Source organism: Streptomyces hygroscopicus (genome assembly GCF_026168105.1).
Lineage (GTDB): Bacteria > Actinomycetota > Actinomycetes > Streptomycetales > Streptomycetaceae > Streptomyces > Streptomyces hygroscopicus_D.
This window is the reverse complement of sequence record NZ_LBMW01000038.1, coordinates 1-16606: the sequence shown is the minus strand read 5'-3', so window position 1 is coordinate 16606 and position 16606 is coordinate 1. Positions and strand designations below refer to the sequence as shown.

Annotated in this window: 16 protein-coding genes; 11 read left to right on the top strand and 5 right to left on the bottom strand. The window is 71.1% G+C overall.

Annotation, left to right across the window (positions count from 1 at the left end):
- Positions 1 to 104 precede the first annotated feature (104 nt).
- Complete coding sequence (locus AAW14_RS29015; RefSeq protein ID WP_265567034.1) at positions 105 to 1877, top strand: acetyl/propionyl/methylcrotonyl-CoA carboxylase subunit alpha; 1773 nt, start codon at positions 105 to 107, stop codon at positions 1875 to 1877.
- A 510-nt stretch (positions 1878 to 2387) separates the two neighbouring features.
- On the opposite strand, the gene AAW14_RS29010 is transcribed toward AAW14_RS29015, so the two are convergent.
- Positions 2388 to 3350: a DeoR/GlpR family DNA-binding transcription regulator gene (locus AAW14_RS29010; protein WP_265567032.1), complete on the bottom strand. Its 963-nt coding sequence runs from the start codon at positions 3348 to 3350 to the stop codon at positions 2388 to 2390.
- A 179-nt stretch (positions 3351 to 3529) separates the two neighbouring features.
- Positions 3530 to 4978 (bottom strand): NAD(P)H-quinone dehydrogenase, encoded by a 1449-nt coding sequence (locus tag AAW14_RS29005; protein WP_265567029.1) that lies wholly within the window; start codon positions 4976 to 4978, stop codon positions 3530 to 3532.
- Positions 4979 to 5073: 95 nt separating this feature from the next.
- Between AAW14_RS29005 and AAW14_RS29000 the strand changes: the two genes are divergently transcribed.
- The 3 genes from AAW14_RS29000 (at position 5074) to AAW14_RS28990 (ending at position 8539) form a co-directional block, all read left to right on the top strand.
- The gene (locus AAW14_RS29000; RefSeq protein ID WP_265567027.1) at positions 5074 to 5511 is read left to right on the top strand and encodes a gamma-glutamylcyclotransferase; all 438 of its coding nucleotides are present in this window, start codon (positions 5074 to 5076) and stop codon (positions 5509 to 5511) included.
- 196 nt (positions 5512 to 5707) lie between these two features.
- Entirely contained in the window at positions 5708 to 6532 is an 825-nt protein-coding gene (locus AAW14_RS28995) for a purine-nucleoside phosphorylase (RefSeq protein ID WP_265567025.1), read from the top strand.
- A gap of 375 nt (positions 6533 to 6907) precedes the next feature.
- Positions 6908 to 8539 carry a phospho-sugar mutase gene (locus tag AAW14_RS28990; protein WP_265567023.1) on the top strand — a complete coding sequence of 544 codons (1632 nt, stop codon included), beginning with the start codon at positions 6908 to 6910 and terminating at the stop codon, positions 8537 to 8539.
- 419 nt (positions 8540 to 8958) lie between these two features.
- Here the strand turns inward: AAW14_RS28990 and AAW14_RS28985 are convergent, their stop codons facing one another.
- A complete protein-coding gene (locus tag AAW14_RS28985) occupies positions 8959 to 9390 on the bottom strand; it encodes an ATP-binding protein (RefSeq protein ID WP_265567021.1) in 432 nt (143 codons plus the stop codon).
- A 155-nt stretch (positions 9391 to 9545) separates the two neighbouring features.
- On the opposite strand from AAW14_RS28985, the gene AAW14_RS28980 reads away from it, so the two are divergent.
- The 3 genes from AAW14_RS28980 (at position 9546) to AAW14_RS28970 (ending at position 10974) form a co-directional block, all read left to right on the top strand.
- Complete coding sequence (locus AAW14_RS28980; protein WP_265567019.1) at positions 9546 to 10421, top strand: helix-turn-helix domain-containing protein; 876 nt, start codon at positions 9546 to 9548, stop codon at positions 10419 to 10421.
- Complete coding sequence (locus AAW14_RS28975; RefSeq protein WP_265567017.1) at positions 10418 to 10624, top strand: DUF397 domain-containing protein; 207 nt, start codon at positions 10418 to 10420, stop codon at positions 10622 to 10624. Before AAW14_RS28980 ends, AAW14_RS28975 begins: the two co-directional genes overlap by 4 nt.
- A 62-nt stretch (positions 10625 to 10686) precedes the next feature.
- The gene (locus AAW14_RS28970) at positions 10687 to 10974 is read left to right on the top strand and encodes a hypothetical protein (RefSeq protein ID WP_265567015.1); all 288 of its coding nucleotides are present in this window, start codon (positions 10687 to 10689) and stop codon (positions 10972 to 10974) included.
- Between the two features lie 96 nt (positions 10975 to 11070).
- On the opposite strand, the gene AAW14_RS28965 is transcribed toward AAW14_RS28970, so the two are convergent.
- Complete coding sequence (locus AAW14_RS28965) at positions 11071 to 11733, bottom strand: PH domain-containing protein (protein WP_265567013.1); 663 nt, start codon at positions 11731 to 11733, stop codon at positions 11071 to 11073.
- 146 nt (positions 11734 to 11879) lie between these two features.
- Here AAW14_RS28965 and deoC point away from each other — a divergent pair, with 146 nt between their 5' ends.
- Genes deoC through AAW14_RS28950 form a run of 3 tightly spaced genes read left to right on the top strand, consistent with a single transcriptional unit; the run spans position 11880 to position 15174 of the window.
- Positions 11880 to 12836 carry a deoxyribose-phosphate aldolase gene (gene deoC / locus AAW14_RS28960; RefSeq protein WP_265567133.1) on the top strand — a complete coding sequence of 319 codons (957 nt, stop codon included), beginning with the start codon at positions 11880 to 11882 and terminating at the stop codon, positions 12834 to 12836.
- 12 nt (positions 12837 to 12848) lie between these two features.
- Positions 12849 to 14294 carry an aldehyde dehydrogenase family protein gene (locus tag AAW14_RS28955; protein WP_265567131.1) on the top strand — a complete coding sequence of 482 codons (1446 nt, stop codon included), beginning with the start codon at positions 12849 to 12851 and terminating at the stop codon, positions 14292 to 14294.
- Positions 14287 to 15174: an aldehyde dehydrogenase family protein gene (locus tag AAW14_RS28950; RefSeq protein WP_265567011.1), complete on the top strand. Its 888-nt coding sequence runs from the start codon at positions 14287 to 14289 to the stop codon at positions 15172 to 15174. Before AAW14_RS28955 ends, AAW14_RS28950 begins: the two co-directional genes overlap by 8 nt.
- Before the next feature lie 95 nt (positions 15175 to 15269).
- Here AAW14_RS28950 and AAW14_RS28945 read toward each other — a convergent pair whose 3' ends face one another.
- Positions 15270 to 15671 carry a hypothetical protein gene (locus tag AAW14_RS28945; protein ID WP_265567009.1) on the bottom strand — a complete coding sequence of 134 codons (402 nt, stop codon included), beginning with the start codon at positions 15669 to 15671 and terminating at the stop codon, positions 15270 to 15272.
- 128 nt (positions 15672 to 15799) lie between these two features.
- Between AAW14_RS28945 and AAW14_RS28940 the strand changes: the two genes are divergently transcribed.
- Entirely contained in the window at positions 15800 to 16435 is a 636-nt protein-coding gene (locus AAW14_RS28940) for a uridine kinase family protein (RefSeq protein WP_265567007.1), read from the top strand.
- The last annotated feature ends 171 nt before the right edge of the window (positions 16436 to 16606 follow it).

Sequence of the window (16606 nt, the reverse complement as noted above, 5' to 3'; positions counted from 1 at the left end):
GCCTGGTTTCACGCTCCGTGTGGGCAAGCTCACCACTGGGGACGGGTCGAAAGGTCGTGTCGGCAGTCCCTAAACTCGGCTTGTTTCAAGGAGAGGGAGCCATCGTGCGCAAGGTGTTGATCGCCAACCGTGGCGAAATCGCTGTCCGCGTCGCCCGGGCCTGCCGTGACGCCGGGATCGCGAGTGTCGCCGTGTACGCCGACCCGGACCGGGACGCCCTGCACGTCCGCGTGGCGGACGAGGCGTTCGCACTGGGCGGCGACACCCCCGCCACCAGTTACCTGGACATCGAGAAGGTGCTGCAGGCGGCGAAGGACTCCGGTGCGGACGCCATCCACCCCGGTTACGGCTTCCTCTCCGAGAACGCCCACTTCGCCCAGGCCGTCCTGGACGCCGGGCTGATCTGGATCGGCCCGCCGCCGCAGGCCATCCGGGATCTGGGCGACAAGGTCGCCGCGCGGCACATCGCCCAGCGCGCCGGCGCCCCGCTGGTGGCCGGCACACCCGACCCGGTCAGCGGCGCGGACGAGGTCGTCGCCTTCGCCGAGGAGCACGGGCTGCCCATCGCCATCAAGGCCGCCTTCGGTGGCGGCGGGCGCGGTCTGAAGGTCGCCCGTACCCTCGAGGAGGTCCCCGAGCTGTACGAGTCGGCGGTGCGCGAGGCCGTGGCCGCCTTCGGCCGCGGGGAGTGCTTCGTCGAGCGCTACCTGGACAAGCCGCGTCACGTCGAGACGCAGTGCCTTGCCGACCAGTACGGCAACGTGGTCGTGGTCTCCACCCGGGACTGCTCGCTGCAGCGCCGCCACCAGAAGCTGGTCGAGGAGGCCCCGGCCCCGTTCCTGAACGAGGAGCAGCTCGCCGAGCTGTACCGGGCGTCGAAGGCCATCCTGAAGGAGGCCGGGTACGTGGGCGCGGGCACGGTGGAGTTCCTGGTCGGCAACGACGGAACGATCTCCTTCCTGGAGGTCAACACCCGCCTCCAGGTGGAGCACCCGGTCACCGAGGAGGTCGCCGGCATCGACCTGGTGAGGGAGATGTTCCGGATCGCCGACGGCGAGGAGCTGGGGTACGGCGACCCGCAACTGCGCGGCCACTCCTTCGAGTTCCGCATCAACGGTGAGGACCCGGGCCGCAACTTCCTCCCGGCCCCCGGTACCGTCACCCGGTTCGACCCGCCGTCCGGCCCGGGCGTGCGCCTGGACGCGGGCGTCGAGTCGGGTTCGGTCATCGGCCCGGCGTGGGACTCGCTGCTTGCCAAGCTGATCGTCACGGGCCGCACCCGCAAGGAGGCCCTGGAGCGGGCCGCGCGTGCCCTGGACGAGTTCCAGGTGGAGGGCATGGCCACGGCGATCCCGTTCCACCGCGCGGTCGTCCGGGACTCGGCGTTCGCACCCGAACTGACCGGCTCCGAGGGCCCGTTCACGGTCCACACACGGTGGATCGAGACGGAGTTCGTCAACGAGATCAAGGCGTTCGCGGCGCCCGCGGAGGCGGAGGCCGAGGAGGAGCCGGGTCGCGAGACGGTCGTCGTCGAGGTCGGCGGCAAGCGGCTGGAGGTCTCGCTGCCCGCGTCCCTCGGCATGTCGCTGGCCCGTACGGGGCTTGCGGCGGGCGCCAAGCCGAAGCGGCGCGCCGCCAAGAAGTCCGGGCCGGTGGCCTCCGGTGACACGCTGGCCTCCCCGATGCAGGGCACGATCGTGAAGGTCGCGGTAGAGGAGGGCCAGGAAGTCAAGGAAGGCGACCTGGTCGTGGTCCTCGAGGCGATGAAGATGGAGCAGCCGCTGAACGCGCACAGGGCCGGCACCATCAAGGGCCTGAACGCGGAGGTCGGCGCGTCCATCACCTCCGGCGCCGCCATCTGCGAGATCAAGGACTGACGCAGGGCTTCGGCGGGGCGCCCCGCGGACCGGAGCAACCGGTCCGCGGGGCGTCCCGTTTTCCGAGCCGGGGCGGAGACCTTCGCGGGAGCGGGACGAGGACGCGGCGTGGCCGAAGGGCGCACCCGGCTGCCGCCTGCGGCCGGGCGCAAGCCTCGAGCAGCTGTGCGGGGTGGACGGTGCTCGCGAGCACGCGCCCCGGGCGGACCGGTACCCGAGCAATTCCGGACGGACCGCACCCGACCGTCCCCGGGCGCCTTCCGGCGGGCCGCACCCGACCGTCCCCGGGCGCCTTCCGGCGGACCACACCCGACCGTCCCCGGGCGCCGGGCTCCTGCCGCCGGGTGCCCGCGGGGCCGGGCACCGGCCTGCCTTACCCGTGCGCGACCGTCGGCGCGCCTCAGGACGTACCCCGGGCTCCCCGCTCCGCCTCCGGACCGGACGCCTGCGCGGCAGCGAGCGGGGGCATGGCCGAGGCTCCCCTGACGGGGCCGGTGCGGTGTTCCCTCGCTAGCGGCGGCGCAGGTCCGCGACCCGGGCGCGCTCTCCCGTGGGGGACTCCCCGAGGACCGTCGCGCTGCGCAACTGCGGGCCGCCGGGGACCTGGCCTCGGCGTGGGCCGGGGAGGGGCACGTCCCGGCGCGGCTGCCGTCCCGCCTGGACCGCATCGCCTCCCGTGGCACCGCCCCCCGACGTGCCGGCGACCGCGATCTGCACGCCCTGGTCGGCCAGGGCCTGCAGCTCGGTGGCGGCCCGGTCGTCGTGCGCGGGCGGTTCGTCCGTCACCAGCCGGGTGATCACGTCCGTGGGCACCGTCTGGAACATCGTGTCCGTGCCGAGCTTGGTGTGGTCGGCGAGGACGACGACCTCCGCGGCCGCCTGCACCAGTGCGCGGTCGACCGACGCCGACAGCATGTTGGACGTGGACAGCCCGCGCTCGGCGGTGAGACCGCTTCCGGACAGGAACGCCTTGGAGACCCTGAGGCCCTGGAGCGACTGTTCGGCGCCGCTGCCGACCAGTGCATAGTTGGAGCCGCGCAGGGTGCCGCCGGTCATCACTACCTCCACGCGATTGGCATGGGCCAACGCCTGTGCCACCAGCAGGGAGTTGGTGACGACGGTCAGCCCGGGCACCCGCGCGAGCCGGCGCGCCAGCTCCTGCGTGGTGGTCCCCGCCCCGACCACGATGGCCTCGCCCTCTTCGACGAGCCCGGCGGCGAGGTCGGCGATGGCCGTCTTCTCGGCGGTCGCGAGATGTGACTTCTGCGGAAAGCCGGACTCCCGCGTGAACCCGCCCGGCAATACCGCACCGCCGTGCCGGCGGTCGAGGAGTCCTTCTGCCTCCAGTGCGCGCACGTCCCGCCGTACGGTCACTTCGGAGGTCTGGACGACGCGGGCGAGCTCACGGAGCGACACGGCTCCGTTCGCTCGCACCATTTCGAGGATCAATTGACGACGTTCTGCAGCGAACACGAAACTGACAGTAACCCCAACGACCGTCTGGTTTCAGCAGTTTGCGCCGAATAACAGAAGTTGTTCGCACGGCAGGGCGGAAAGTGGTATACGTGCCCAGGCCAGGCGCCTATGCCGTACGCATCGTCGGCGACTCCCCGTGACGGAGCGCCTGACCTGCGGTCGCCCCCGACGGGCCGTCAGGCCTCGACGCCGGCCTTCCGGGTGTGCAACTGCCGTGCCACCTCCGCGATCGAGCCCGACAGGGAGGGATACACGGTGAAGGCGTTCGCGATCTGCTCGACCGTCAGATTGTTGTCGACCGCGATCGAGATGGGATGGATCAGTTCGGACGCGCGCGGTGCAACGACCACTCCGCCCACGACGATCCCGGTGCCGGGACGGCAGAAGAGCTTGACGAAGCCGTCCCGTATGCCCTGCATCTTGGCGCGCGGGTTCCGCAGCAGGGGAAGCTTGACCACCCGTGCGTCGATCTTGCCCGCGTCCACATCGGCCTGGGTGTAGCCGACGGTGGCGATCTCGGGGTCCGTGAAGACGTTCGAGGAGACCGTCTTCAGGTTGAGCGGGGTCACCGCGTCGCCGAGGAAGTGGTACATGGCGATGCGCCCCTGCATGGCGGCGACGGAGGCGAGGGCGAAGATACCGGTCACGTCACCGGCGGCGTACACACCCGGAGCCGTCGTCCTGGAGACCTTGTCGGTCCAGATGTGCCCGGACTCCCGCAGCTTGACCCCGGCCTCCTCCAGACCCATCCCGCTGGTGTTGGGGATGGCGCCGACCGCCATGAGGCAGTGCGAGCCGGTGATCACCCGCCCGTCGGCGAGGGTGACCTCGACCCGGTCGCCCACGCGTTTGGCCGACTGCGCGCGCGAACGGGCCATCACGTTCATGCCGCGGCGGCGGAAGACGTCCTCGAGGACGGCGGCGGCGTCGGGGTCCTCGCCGGGCAGCACCCGGTCGCGCGAGGAGACGAGGGTGACCTTGGACCCGAGGGCCTGGTAGGCACCGGCGAACTCGGCACCGGTGACACCGGACCCGACGACGATGAGCTCCTCGGGCAGCTCGTCGAGGTCGTAGACCTGGGTCCAGTTCAGGATCCGCTCGCCGTCGGGCTGGGCGTCCGGCAGCTCGCGCGGATGACCGCCGGTGGCGATGAGGACCGCGTCGGCGGTGAGGGCCTCCTCGCTCCCGTCCGCGGCCCGTACGACGACCTTGCGCGACCCGTCCAGGGCCTGCATGCCCTCCAGTCGGCCGCGTCCGCGCATGACCCGGGCGCCTGCGCGCGTCACGGACGCGGTGATGTCGTGGGACTGGGCGAGAGCGAGCCGCTTCACCCGGCGGTTGACCTTCCCGAGGTCGACCCCGACGACCCGGGCGGCCTGCTCCAGGGGAGGCGTGTCGTCGGCCACGATGATGCCGAGCTCTTCGTACGACGAATCGAAGGTGGTCATCACCTCGGCCGTCGCGATGAGCGTCTTCGACGGCACGCAGTCGGTCAGCACCGATGCCCCGCCCAGACCGTCGCAGTCGACGACGGTCACCTCCGCGCCGAGCTGCGCGGCCACCAGCGCCGCTTCATATCCGCCGGGTCCGCCACCGATGATCACGATCCGAGTCACGTACTCCATTGTCCCCGACGCTTCAGGAGGTTCTCCTCCGGGGGAGGGCCGATGTACTTCTGTTACAGGAGAGGCTGGGGTGACGCTGCCGTACCCTCGACTTCATGTCGCTCTACGCCGCGTACGCCGGCAATCTCGACGCGCGGCTGATGACGCGCCGCGCACCCCACTCGCCGCTGCGCGCCACCGGCTGGCTCAACGGCTGGCGGCTGACCTTCGGCGGAGAGCACATGGGCTGGGAGGGCGCTCTCGCGACGATCGTCGAGGACCCGGTCTCACAGGTCTTCGTCGCGCTGTACGACATCGCGCCCATGGACGAGGAGTCCATGGACCGCTGGGAGGGCGTGGGCCTCGAGGTCTACCGCCGGCTGCGCGTCCGCGTCCACACGCTGGACGGCGAGGAGCCCGCCTGGACGTACGTCCTCAACGGTTACGAGGGCGGCCTCCCGTCGGCCCGCTACCTGGGCGAGATCGCGGACGCGGCCGAGTCGGCCGGGGCACCGCACGACTACGTGATGGAGCTCCGCAAGCGGCCGTGCTGAGCGCGCCCGAGGTTCACCCACTTCACCCAGCCACTCACTCCACTGACGTCACTCATCTGCTCGCGTCACTCACTCCACTGACGTCACTCACTCCACTGGCGTCACGCGTTTTCGTCGGAAACGACAAGACAACGATCGCATTGCCGTGAGCTCCGTCATCTACGCGCGTAGGCCCAAACCGGCTACCCTCTTGCGCGTGAACGCATCTCTTCTTCCGGACGACATCCAGGGCGACCCCTACGCCGCCGCCGACACCGCCGCTGCGCGCCTGCGCGAGCTGACCGGTGCCGAGACCCACGACGTCGCCCTCGTGATGGGCTCCGGCTGGGCTCCGGCCGTCGACGCCCTCGGCGAGGCCGAGGCCGAGTTCCAGGTCACCGAGCTGCCCGGCTTTCCGCCGCCGGCCGTCGAGGGCCACGGCGGCAAGGTCCGCTCGTACAGGATCGGTGACAAGCGGGCCCTGGTCTTCCTGGGCCGTACGCACTACTACGAGGGCCGCGGCGTCGCCGCCGTCGCGCACGGCGTCCGCACCGCCGTCGCCGCCGGCGCGAAGACCATCGTCCTCACCAACGGCTGCGGCGGCCTGCGCGAGACCATGCGCCCCGGCCAGCCGGTGCTGATCAGCGACCACATCAACCTGACGGCGACCTCCCCGATCGTCGGTGCCAACTTCGTCGACCTGACCGACCTGTACTCGCCGCGCCTGCGCGCGCTGTGCAAGGAGATCGACGCCTCCCTCGAGGAGGGCGTCTACGCACAGTTCACCGGCCCGCACTACGAGACCCCGGCCGAGATCCGGATGGCTCGTGTCATCGGCGCCGACCTCGTGGGCATGTCCACGGTGCTTGAAGCGATCGCCGCGCGCGAGGCGGGGGCCGAGGTCCTCGGCATCTCCCTGGTCACCAACCTCGCCGCCGGTATGACGGGCGAGCCGCTGAACCACGAGGAGGTCCTCCAGGCGGGCCGCGACAGCGCGACTCGGATGGGGGCGCTGCTGGCCGAGGTGCTCAACCGCCTGTAAAGAACCACCGGCCGGGGTAGACAGACGTCACCGGGGTATCGCCGGGGGCTCCGCCCCCGGACCCCGATCCCCCGAACGGCCCCGTCCCCACACGCGGGCGGGCTCGGCCGTGCCCGCCGGAGGCGGCGCCACCCCGGCCGACCGGTGCCGACGGCTCGTGCCGGGCGGAGCGGGACACGTCCACCCCGGTCCTGACGGACCGGGACACGACGTCCACCCCGGTCCCGACAGGCCGGGACGCGTCCGCCCGGGCCCGGCCCTCCCGCCCGTCCGCCACAGGCGGAGCACCGGCCCACACACCCGGCCCTCCCCGCGCCCGGACCCACCACCGGCCGCGACCGCCCCGACAAGCAGACGACGAGAGGTTGACCCGACGTGCACGACGAACTCATCGCACGGGCCAAGGCGTGGCTGGCCGAGGACCCCGACGCGGAAACCCGTGAGGAACTCGCAAAGCTGATCGACGCCGGGGACCACGCGGAGCTCGCCGCGCGCTTCAGCGGCACCCTCCAGTTCGGCACCGCCGGCCTCCGCGGCGAACTCGGCGCCGGACCCATGCGCATGAACCGCTCCGTGGTCATCCGCGCCGCCGCGGGCCTCGCCGCGTACCTCAGGTCCAAGGGTCAGGGCGACGGCCTCGTGGTCATCGGTTACGACGCCCGTCACAAGTCCGCCGACTTCGCCCGGGACACCGCGGCGGTGATGACGGGCGCGGGCCTCCGCGCGGCCGTCCTCCCCCGCCCCTTGCCCACCCCGGTCCTCGCCTTCGCCATCAGGCACCTCGGCGCGGTCGCCGGCGTCGAGGTCACCGCCAGCCACAACCCGCCCCGCGACAACGGCTACAAGGTCTACCTCGGCGACGGCTCCCAGATCGTGCCGCCCGCCGACGCCGAGATCGCGGCCGAGATCGACGCGATCACCACCCTCGCGGCCGTCCCCCGCCCGGCCTCCGGCTGGGACACCCTCGACGAGAGCGTCCTGGGCGCCTACCTCGCCCGCACGGACGCCGTCCTCGCACCGGACTCCCCGCGCACCGCCCGTACCGTCTACACGGCGATGCACGGCGTGGGCAAGGACGTGCTGCTCGCCGCCTTCGAGCGGGCCGGCTTCCCGGCGCCGGTCCTCGTCGCCGAGCAGGCCGACCCCGACCCGGACTTCCCGACCGTCGCCTTCCCCAACCCGGAAGAGCCGGGCGCCATGGACCTCGCCTTCGCGCAGGCCCGAGAGACGGATCCCGACCTCGTCATCGCCAACGACCCCGACGCCGACCGCTGCGCCGCGGCCGTCAAGGACGGCGGCGACTGGCGCATGCTGCGGGGCGACGAGGTGGGCGCCCTGCTCGCCGCGCACCTGGTCCGCCGCGGGGTCACCGGCACGTTCGCCGAGTCGATCGTCTCCTCCTCCCTCCTCGGCCGCATCGCCGAGAAGGCGGGCCTGCCGTACGAGGAGACCCTCACCGGCTTCAAGTGGATCGCCCGCGTCGAAGGACTGCGCTACGGCTACGAGGAGGCGCTCGGCTACTGCGTGGACCCCGAGGGCGTGCGCGACAAGGACGGCATCACGGCCGCGCTCCTGGTGACCGAGCTGGCCTCCGAGCTCAAGGAGGAGGGCCGTACGCTCCTCGACCTCCTCGACGACCTCGCCGTCGAGCACGGACTGCATGCCACGGACCAGCTCTCGGTGCGCGTCGAGGACCTGTCGGTCATCGCGGACGCGATGCGGCGCCTGCGCGAGCAGCCGCCGACCCGCCTCGCGGACCTGCCGGTCACCGGGGCCGAGGACCTCACCAAGGGCACGGACAGGCTCCCGCCCACCGACGGCCTGCGCTACACGCTCGACGGCGCCCGCGTGATCGTGCGCCCCAGCGGCACGGAACCGAAGCTGAAGTGCTACCTGGAGGTCGTGGTCCCGGTCGCCGCGCACGCCGACCTTCCGGCGGCACGGGCCAAGGCGACGGAGCTGCTGGCGTCGATCAAGCGCGATCTCTCGGCGGCGGCCGGTATCTGACGCACCGCTGTGCCCGCGGCCTCTGCAGCCGCGGGCACAGCCGCGCCGTACGGCGGTCACGCCGCGGTCGGCTACTCGGTTCCGAAGATCTCCTCGGAAACCAGATACGTGATCTGGTTGACGTGGACGCGCTCGCTGCGCACCACGACCTGATAGGTGAACATTCCGCCCGGGACGATGACGTCGCCGCCCGTCGGGTCGGCGTATCCGGCTGAGGCCGCGATGAAGTCTGGTCACGCTGGATGAGGTGAGGGCCGGGCTGTTCGCAGAGGGACCCGCCAACCCGCCCTGAAGCCAGCCGAGTTCGCCAACCTCACCCATCCGGGGTGAGGGCTGTCGACCGGAGCGGTCGGTGGGGTTGGGATGGGTAATTTCCCCTGGTTGTTTGGGGGTTTTGTCGTGCCCACCCGAGTCACCGTTCACCGGCTCGTGGCAGGCCGCGCCACGGTCAGCTCGGCCCAGACCGTCTTGCGCGGGTGCGGCCCCGGGGCGACGCCCCAGCGGTCGGCGAAGGCGGCGACGAGGAGCAGGCCGCGGCCGGACTCGCCTTCGGCGGCCGGATGTCGGGGCTCGGGGAGGCGGTCGCCCCGGGCGTCGGCGACCTCGATCCGGAGGGTGTCGGCGACGACGTAGAGCGTGAGCCGGAAATCGCGGCCGGGGACGCGGCCGTGGGTGATGGCGTTGGCGGCCAGCTCCGCAACGACCTGGCTCGCACGGTTCCAGGGCAGCCCCCAGGAGCGGAGTTGCTCTGTGGCGAGCAGACGGGCGAGGCGGGCTCCGCGCGGCGTGGGGGACAGCTGAAGTGTGAAGTTGCGGATGGAAGTGCCGTCTTCGACGGATTTCTGGTTCACGTCACCAGCGTGGCGGTCGGCGCCTACCGTGAACAGTGACGACGCTGATACGTACGGTGACTGTCCGGCGCTTGTCCGGTGGTGTCCGGGCTTGTCGGGGCGGAGCGTACGGGTACGTGCGTCGCGGCACGACGGTACGACGCAGGGGGCGCGGAATGACGGTGGACGGCGAAGCGGTACGACTCAAGACCGAGGCGGACGAGCCGGGTTGGGAGGTCGATCCCGACGACGAGTGGGGGCTGGCGGTCGTCGCGACTGTCGGGCGTCAGCTGAAGCTGCGCCGGGAGGCGGTGGGGATGCGGGCCGCCGAGTTCGGGACGGCCGTCGGTTACGGCGAGGACATGGTCTACAAGATCGAGAGCGGCAAGCGGATCCCGCGGCCCGAGTACCTGGACAAGGCGGACGAGGCGTTGGGGGCGGGCGGGCTGCTCTCGGCGATGAAGGAGGACGTGGCCAAGGTCCGGTATCCGAGGAAGGTGCGGGAGCTGGCGAAGCTGGAGGCTCAGGCGGTTGAGATCGGGGTGTACGAGAGCCACAGCGTCAACGGCCTTTTGCAGACGCCGGTACATGCGAGGGCCTTGTTCGAGGCGATGCAACCCCCGTACTCATCAGACGAGGTTGAGCGCATGGTGGCCGCCCGCATGGCCCGGCAGTCCGTCTTCGAGCGTTCGCCCGCTCCGGCACTCAGCTTCGTCCAGGAAGAGGCAGCGCTACGGCGACCCATCGGGGGCACAATGGCATGGCGCCAGCAACTCGAACGCCTGTTGGAGGTGGGTCGGCTGCACAACGTTGTCCTACAGGTGATGCCGTTGAACAGCGAGACCCACTCCGGCCTGGCCGGAAGGATCGAGTTGTTGAAGTTCGCAGACGGCAGGGCAGTGGGCCGCTCTGACGGTGCGTTCAGCGGCCGCCCGACTTCCGACCTCAAGCAGCTCCGCATTCTCGAGCTGCGGTATGGCACCATCCGGGCTCAAGCGCTCTCGCCAAGGGAGTCACTCGCCTTCATCGAACAACTACTGGGAGAAACATGATCCGCAAGACCGCTGCCGGGGACGCCTCTGAGCTGGCGTGGTTCAAGAGCAGCCACAGCAGCGGAAACGACGGCAACTCCTGCGTAGAGATCGCAATAACCCGCCGCACCGTCCACATCCGCGACTCCAAGAACACCGAGGGCCCCCACCTCACCCTGCCCCCCACCGTGTGGTCCGATTTCCTCACGTACGCCGTGAAGTGACAGTAGGTACAGGTGCCGTGCTTCCGCGGCCCGCCTCAAGGGAGCTTGCGTCGCCTTCGGCGATGGCCCTGCGGCCCGGTGCCGGACGCAGATCCGCGGGGGCTGCTCATCGTGTCCTCGGTTACCCCTGCACGATCGTCGACCCTGTCGGACAGATCGACGCTCCCACGATCGGCTCGATGATCCGTGACGGCTACGGCGGCCCGGACACCTGCCACGCTCTGTGCGCCGCCCTGTGCCGTACCGATACGGCCGGTATGCCGATCCTGCTCACCGACGACGAGGACCGTTACCCGCCGGGCACCGTGGCCATCGGTATCGACTCCCCCGGCATGCCCGGATTCCACTGAGCCTCCGTGCGAGCGTCCCGCGAGGGTGACCCAAGACCACCACGAGAAGCCGGGGCCGATACCTCCGGCCCCGTCGGGCCGTACGACCCCGGCCGCTCAGCCCGTCGCCAGCAGAATCGCCAGCAGCACCGCTCCGGTCGCGGCCGGCGCCATCACCTCGTAGGCCCAGCGGACCGTCGGCTCGCCCTGGGCCCGCCCGGACTTCTCGTGGGTCTCGGCCAGCTCGCGCAGGTCCTCCATGATCTGGTCGGCCTGGGCGCGGGCGGGCCCGGCGGGGACCGGCGAGAGGGAGCCCAGGCGCCCCCGGCCGCCCGTCGGGGCTCCCTGGGCGGCGGTGCGGCTCTGCTGCCGGGCCGCGCGCTTGCGGGCGCGCAGCGAGACGGGCACGGCCCACAGCTGGTACTTCGCGCCGGACGTGGCGACGGCCTCGTTCGAGTACCCGGAGCGCAGTGAGGCGACCGAGCCCCAGGGCAGCACGATCACGCGGAACGGGTTGCGGATGCGGAGCCGCTCCTCGTTCGCGTACACGGCAGGGCGCAGGGTGAAGGCGATGACGAGCGGGATGACCAGGATCAGCCCGGCGAGCGCCAGCCAGGGCGCGTGGCCGTGGCCCGAGACCAGCGCGTCGATGCCGAGCCAGAGTGCGATGGCGAGCAGCAGCACGCCGGCCGCCAGGCCCGAGGGCGACCGGTAGATCCGGTCCCGGGACTCTGGTGCCGAGTGTTCCGGCGCGGGCGGCTGGTGATCCGGGGTCGTCATGGACCGATTCTGCACGACCGGCACGCGGAGCCCCCCGACCGGTACACAACCGTGGCCCGCGTGGTGCGCACCCGTGTCCGGTTCGCGTCCGGAGGGTCCCGGGGGTGTACAGCCGCTACGCGCGTAGATATGCTCGCCTGGTGACCATGCCCACGAACGCTCTCGCACACCCGCTCTCAGACGTCACCGCGTCCGACAGCACGCTGCGCCGCTTCCTCCACGGGCTGCCCGGCGTCGACCCGGTCGGCCTGGAGGCGCGCGCCGCCTCGCTCGGCACCCGTTCCATCAAGACCACCGCGAAGGCGTACGCCATCGACCTCGCCATCTCGATGGTCGACCTGACGACGCTGGAAGGCGCGGACACCCCGGGCAAGGTCCGGGCGCTCGGCGCCAAGGCGGTCCGCCCCGACCCGACGGACCGTACGACCCCGGCGACCGCGGCCGTCTGCGTCTACCCGGACATGGTGGCCTTCGCGAAGGAGGCCGTCGCGGGCTCCGGCGTGAAGGTCGCGTCGGTCGCCACCGCCTTCCCGGCGGGCCGCGCCGCGCTCGACGTCAAGCTGGCCGACGTGCGCGACGCCGTGGCCGCGGGCGCCGACGAGATCGACATGGTGATCGACCGCGGCGCGTTCCTCGCGGGCAGGTACATGAAGGTGTACGACGAGATCACCGCCGTGAAGGAGGCCTGCGGGACGAGCGCCCGTCTGAAGGTCATCTTCGAGACCGGCGAGCTCTCGACGTACGACAACATCCGCCGGGCCAGCTGGCTGGGCATGCTGGCGGGCGCGGACTTCATCAAGACCTCGACCGGAAAGGTCGCCGTCAACGCGACCCCGGCCAACACCCTCGTCATGCTGGAGGCCGTACGCGACTTCCGTGCGCAGACCGGCATCCAGGTCGGCGTGAAGCCGGCCGGCGGCATCCGCACCTCCAAGGACGCGATCAAGTTCCTGGTCCTGGTGAACGAGACCGCCGGCCAGGACTGGCTGGACAACCACTGGTTCCGCTTCGGCGCCTCCTCGCTCCTGAACGATCTGCTGATGCAGCGTCAGAAGCTGGCCACCGGCCGCTACTCCGGCCCTGACTACGTGACGGTGGACTGAGACCCCATGAACATGGAAAATACGCCTTCCGCATTCGAGTACGCGCCGGCGCCCGAGTCCCGCTCCGTCGTCGACATCGCCCCCTCGTACGGCCTGTTCATCGACGGCGAGTTCACCGACGCGGCCGACGGCAAGGTCTTCAAGACGATCAGCCCGGCCACCGAGGAGGTCCTCTCCGAGGTCGCCCAGGCGGGCGAGGCCGACGTCGACCGCGCGGTGAAGGCCGCCCGCAAGGCGTTCGAGAAGTGGTCGGCGCTGCCGGGCTCCGAGCGCGCCAAGTACCTCTTCCGCATTGCCCGCATCGTCCAGGAGCGCAGCCGTGAGCTGGCGCTCCTGGAGACGCTCGACAACGGCAAGCCCATCAAGGAGACCCGCGACGCCGACCTGCCTCTGGTCGCCGCGCACTTCTTCTACTACGCGGGCTGGGCCGACAAGCTCGACCACGCAGGTTTCGGGCCGTCACCGAAGCCGCTGGGCGTCGCCGGCCAGGTCATCCCCTGGAACTTCCCCCTGCTGATGCTGGCGTGGAAGATCGCCCCGGCGCTCGCGACCGGCAACACGGTCGTCCTCAAGCCCGCGGAGACCACCCCGCTCTCGGCGCTCTTCTTCGCGGACATCTGCCGCCAGGCGGGCCTGCCCAAGGGCGTCGTCAACATCCTTCCGGGATACGGCGACACGGGCGCCGCCCTGGTCGCGCACCCGGACGTCGACAAGGTCGCCTTCACCGGCTCCACGGCCGTGGGCAAGGCGATCGCCCGCACGGTCGCGGGCACCCGCAAGAAGCTCACCCTCGAACTGGGCGGCAAGGGCGCCAACATCGTCTTCGACGACGCCCCGATCGACCAGGCCGTCGAGGGCATCGTCGGCGGCATCTTCTTCAACCAGGGCCAGGTCTGCTGCGCGGGCTCCCGCCTTCTCGTGCAGGAGTCGATCCACGACGAGCTGCTGGAGTCCCTGAAGAGGAGGCTCTCGACCCTCCGGCTGGGCGATCCGCTCGACAAGAACACCGACATCGGCGCGATCAACTCCGCCGAGCAGCTGGCCCGGATCACCGCGCTGGCCGACCAGGGCGAGGCCGAGGGCGCCGAGCGCTGGTCGCCGGCCTGCGAACTCCCGTCCTCCGGCTACTGGTTCGCCCCGACGCTCTTCACGAACGTCACCCAGGCGCACACCATCGCCCGTGACGAGATCTTCGGCCCGGTGCTGTCGGTCCTGACCTTCCGCACTCCGGACGAGGCCGTCGCCAAGGCCAACAACACCCAGTACGGCCTCTCCGCCGGCATCTGGACGGAGAAGGGCTCCCGCATCCTGGCGGTGGCGAACAAGCTCCGCGCCGGTGTCGTCTGGTCCAACACGTTCAACAAGTTCGATCCGACCTCGCCGTTCGGCGGCTACAAGGAGTCGGGCTTCGGCCGCGAGGGCGGCCGCCACGGCCTGGAGGCGTACCTCGATGTCTGACGAACGACTTTCCGTCTTCAAGACCTACAAGCTGTACGTCGGCGGGAAGTTCCCGCGTTCCGAGAGCGGCCGGGTGTACCAGGTGACCGACTCCAAGGGCAAGTGGCTGGCGAACGCCCCGCAGGCCTCGCGCAAGGACGCCCGCGACGCGGTCGTGGCTGCGCGCAAGGCGTTCGGCGCCTGGTCGGGTGCGACCGCGTACAACCGGGGCCAGATCCTCTACCGCATCGCGGAAATGCTGGAGGGCCGCCGCGACCAGTTCGTGCGCGAGGTCGCCGAGGCCGAGGGGCTGTCCAAGTCCAAGGCCTCCGCCCAGGTCGACGCGGCGATCGACCGCTGGGTCTGGTACGCGGGCTGGACCGACAAGATCGCCCAGGTGGTCGGCGGCGGCAACCCGGTCGCGGGCCCGTACTTCAACCTGTCGACGCCCGAGCCGACAGGCGTGGTCGCGGTCCTGGCCCCGCAGGAGTCGTCCTTCCTGGGCCTCGTCTCGGTGATCGCCCCGGTGATCGCGACCGGCAACACGGCCGTCGTGATCGCGAGCGAGAAGTCCCCGCTCCCCGCCCTGTCCCTGGGCGAGGTGCTGGCCACCTCCGACCTGCCGGGCGGTGTCGTCAACGTCCTCTCCGGCCGCACTGCGGAGATCGCGGCCCCGCTCGCCGCCCACCAGGACGTCAACGCGATCGACCTGACCGGCGCCGACGACGTACTGGCGAAGGAGCTGGAGATCGCCGCGGCGGACAACCTGAAGCGCGTACTGCGTCCACAGACTGTGGATTACTCCGCGACGCCCGGCATCGAGCGTCTGACGGCCTTCCTCGAGACGAAGACGGTCTGGCACCCGACGGGTTCGCTGGGCGCCTCCGGCTCGTCGTACTGAGGCCGCACCGGAACAGGAGAGCCGCGCTTCCCCGCCGTCCAGGGGAAGCGCGGCTCTCCGTCATGGGGGCGCCGGGGCGCCCTTCCGGGGGACGGTCAGCGCGTCGCCCGGAGCACCCGCCCGACCACCGGGACGCCGCCGAGCGAGTGCGCCTCGGCCACCGGCCGGGTCAGGGACTGCGACGACAGCGGCTTGAAGTCGGCGATCTGAGTGGCGACGCCGTTGTCGAGCGGGTCGACACCCGTGCCCGCCAGCGGATTGGGCTTGAGCTCCCCGACCGGACCGGTGACCTGTCCCACCGCGCCCGTCAGCGCCGGCAGCCCAGCGTGCGGGTCGACTTCGCCGAGCGACACCGGCCGGGTGCGCATCGCGTCGAGGACCGGGGCGCTGTCCGCCGACGCCGTGGCCGCTCCCGCCCCCAACGCGGCACCCGCGGTCGCGAGCGCGACGAGAGTGCGCCGGGCGGTGGGGGTCTTGGGGTAGGCGTGTCGTGCCATGGCTGCTGCCACCTTCTCACTGCGAACGGTAATCGTGTCGATACGCAGAGTAGTTGAGGTGTGATGTGTGCTCCAACGTCGACCCGCGGTATCGGCGAGGTGGCCGCGATGCGTCAGACTGGTGTCTCGTGAGTCTCCATCCCCCGGCCCCCGCCCGTGTCGTACTGCTCTGCGGTCCCTCCGGATCGGGCAAGTCCCTTGTCGCCGCGCTGTCGGGCCTGCCCGTACTGCGGCTGGACGACTTCTACAAAGAGGGCGACGACCCCACGCTGCCGCTGGTGGAGGGGAGTTCGGACGTCGACTGGGACCATCCGCGGTCATGGGACGCGGACGTCGCGGTCGCGGCGATCACCGAACTGTGCGCCACGGGACGTACGACGGTGCCCGTGTACGACATCGCGCGGAGCGCCCGTACGGGCGAGGAGACGCTGCACATCGACCGTACGCCGGTGTTCATTGCGGAAGGCATCTTCGCCGCGGAGATCGTGGAGCGCTGCCGCGAACTGGGCGTCCTGGCCGACGCGCTGTGCCTGACCCGCGGGCCGCTCACCACGTTCCGCCGTCGCTTCGTGCGCGATCTCAAGGAGGGCCGCAAGTCGGTCGCGTTCCTGCTGCGCCGCGGCTGGCGGCTGATGTGCGCGGAGCGCTCGATCGTGGCCCGTCAGACGGCTCTCGGCGCATACGCCTGTGACCGGGACGAGGCACTGAGCCGACTGACGGCAGCGGCGGCGGGGCGGCGGACGTCGGTGAGCACGGCCGCGTAACACCGCACGGAGAAGACAAAGAGGACGGCCAGAGTGCGGGACAACGAGAAACGGGACCGGACGGACCCCCCGGCCCCCCAGTCCCGCTCTCTTGCGCTCCCCCGTGTCCCCCTGTTTCCCCCGGTTGCCCCCTCCCCCGGTACCGCTCCCCCCGTGGTGGTGCTCCCCCGT

Coding starts and splice junctions, on each gene's coding strand:
- AAW14_RS29005 (WP_265567029.1), bottom strand. CDS start 4,978: ATGGAGTACGTGACTCGGATCGTGATCATCGGTGGCGGACCCGGCGGA.
- AAW14_RS29000 (WP_265567027.1), top strand. CDS start 5,074: ATGTCGCTCTACGCCGCGTACGCCGGCAATCTCGACGCGCGGCTGATG.
- AAW14_RS28980 (WP_265567019.1), top strand. CDS start 9,546: ATGACGGTGGACGGCGAAGCGGTACGACTCAAGACCGAGGCGGACGAG.
- AAW14_RS28975 (WP_265567017.1), top strand. CDS start 10,418: ATGATCCGCAAGACCGCTGCCGGGGACGCCTCTGAGCTGGCGTGGTTC.
- AAW14_RS28970 (WP_265567015.1), top strand. CDS start 10,687: ATGGCCCTGCGGCCCGGTGCCGGACGCAGATCCGCGGGGGCTGCTCAT.
- AAW14_RS28965 (WP_265567013.1), bottom strand. CDS start 11,733: ATGACGACCCCGGATCACCAGCCGCCCGCGCCGGAACACTCGGCACCA.
- deoC (WP_265567133.1), top strand. CDS start 11,880: ATGCCCACGAACGCTCTCGCACACCCGCTCTCAGACGTCACCGCGTCC.
- AAW14_RS28955 (WP_265567131.1), top strand. CDS start 12,849: ATGGAAAATACGCCTTCCGCATTCGAGTACGCGCCGGCGCCCGAGTCC.
- AAW14_RS28950 (WP_265567011.1), top strand. CDS start 14,287: ATGTCTGACGAACGACTTTCCGTCTTCAAGACCTACAAGCTGTACGTC.
- AAW14_RS28945 (WP_265567009.1), bottom strand. CDS start 15,671: ATGGCACGACACGCCTACCCCAAGACCCCCACCGCCCGGCGCACTCTC.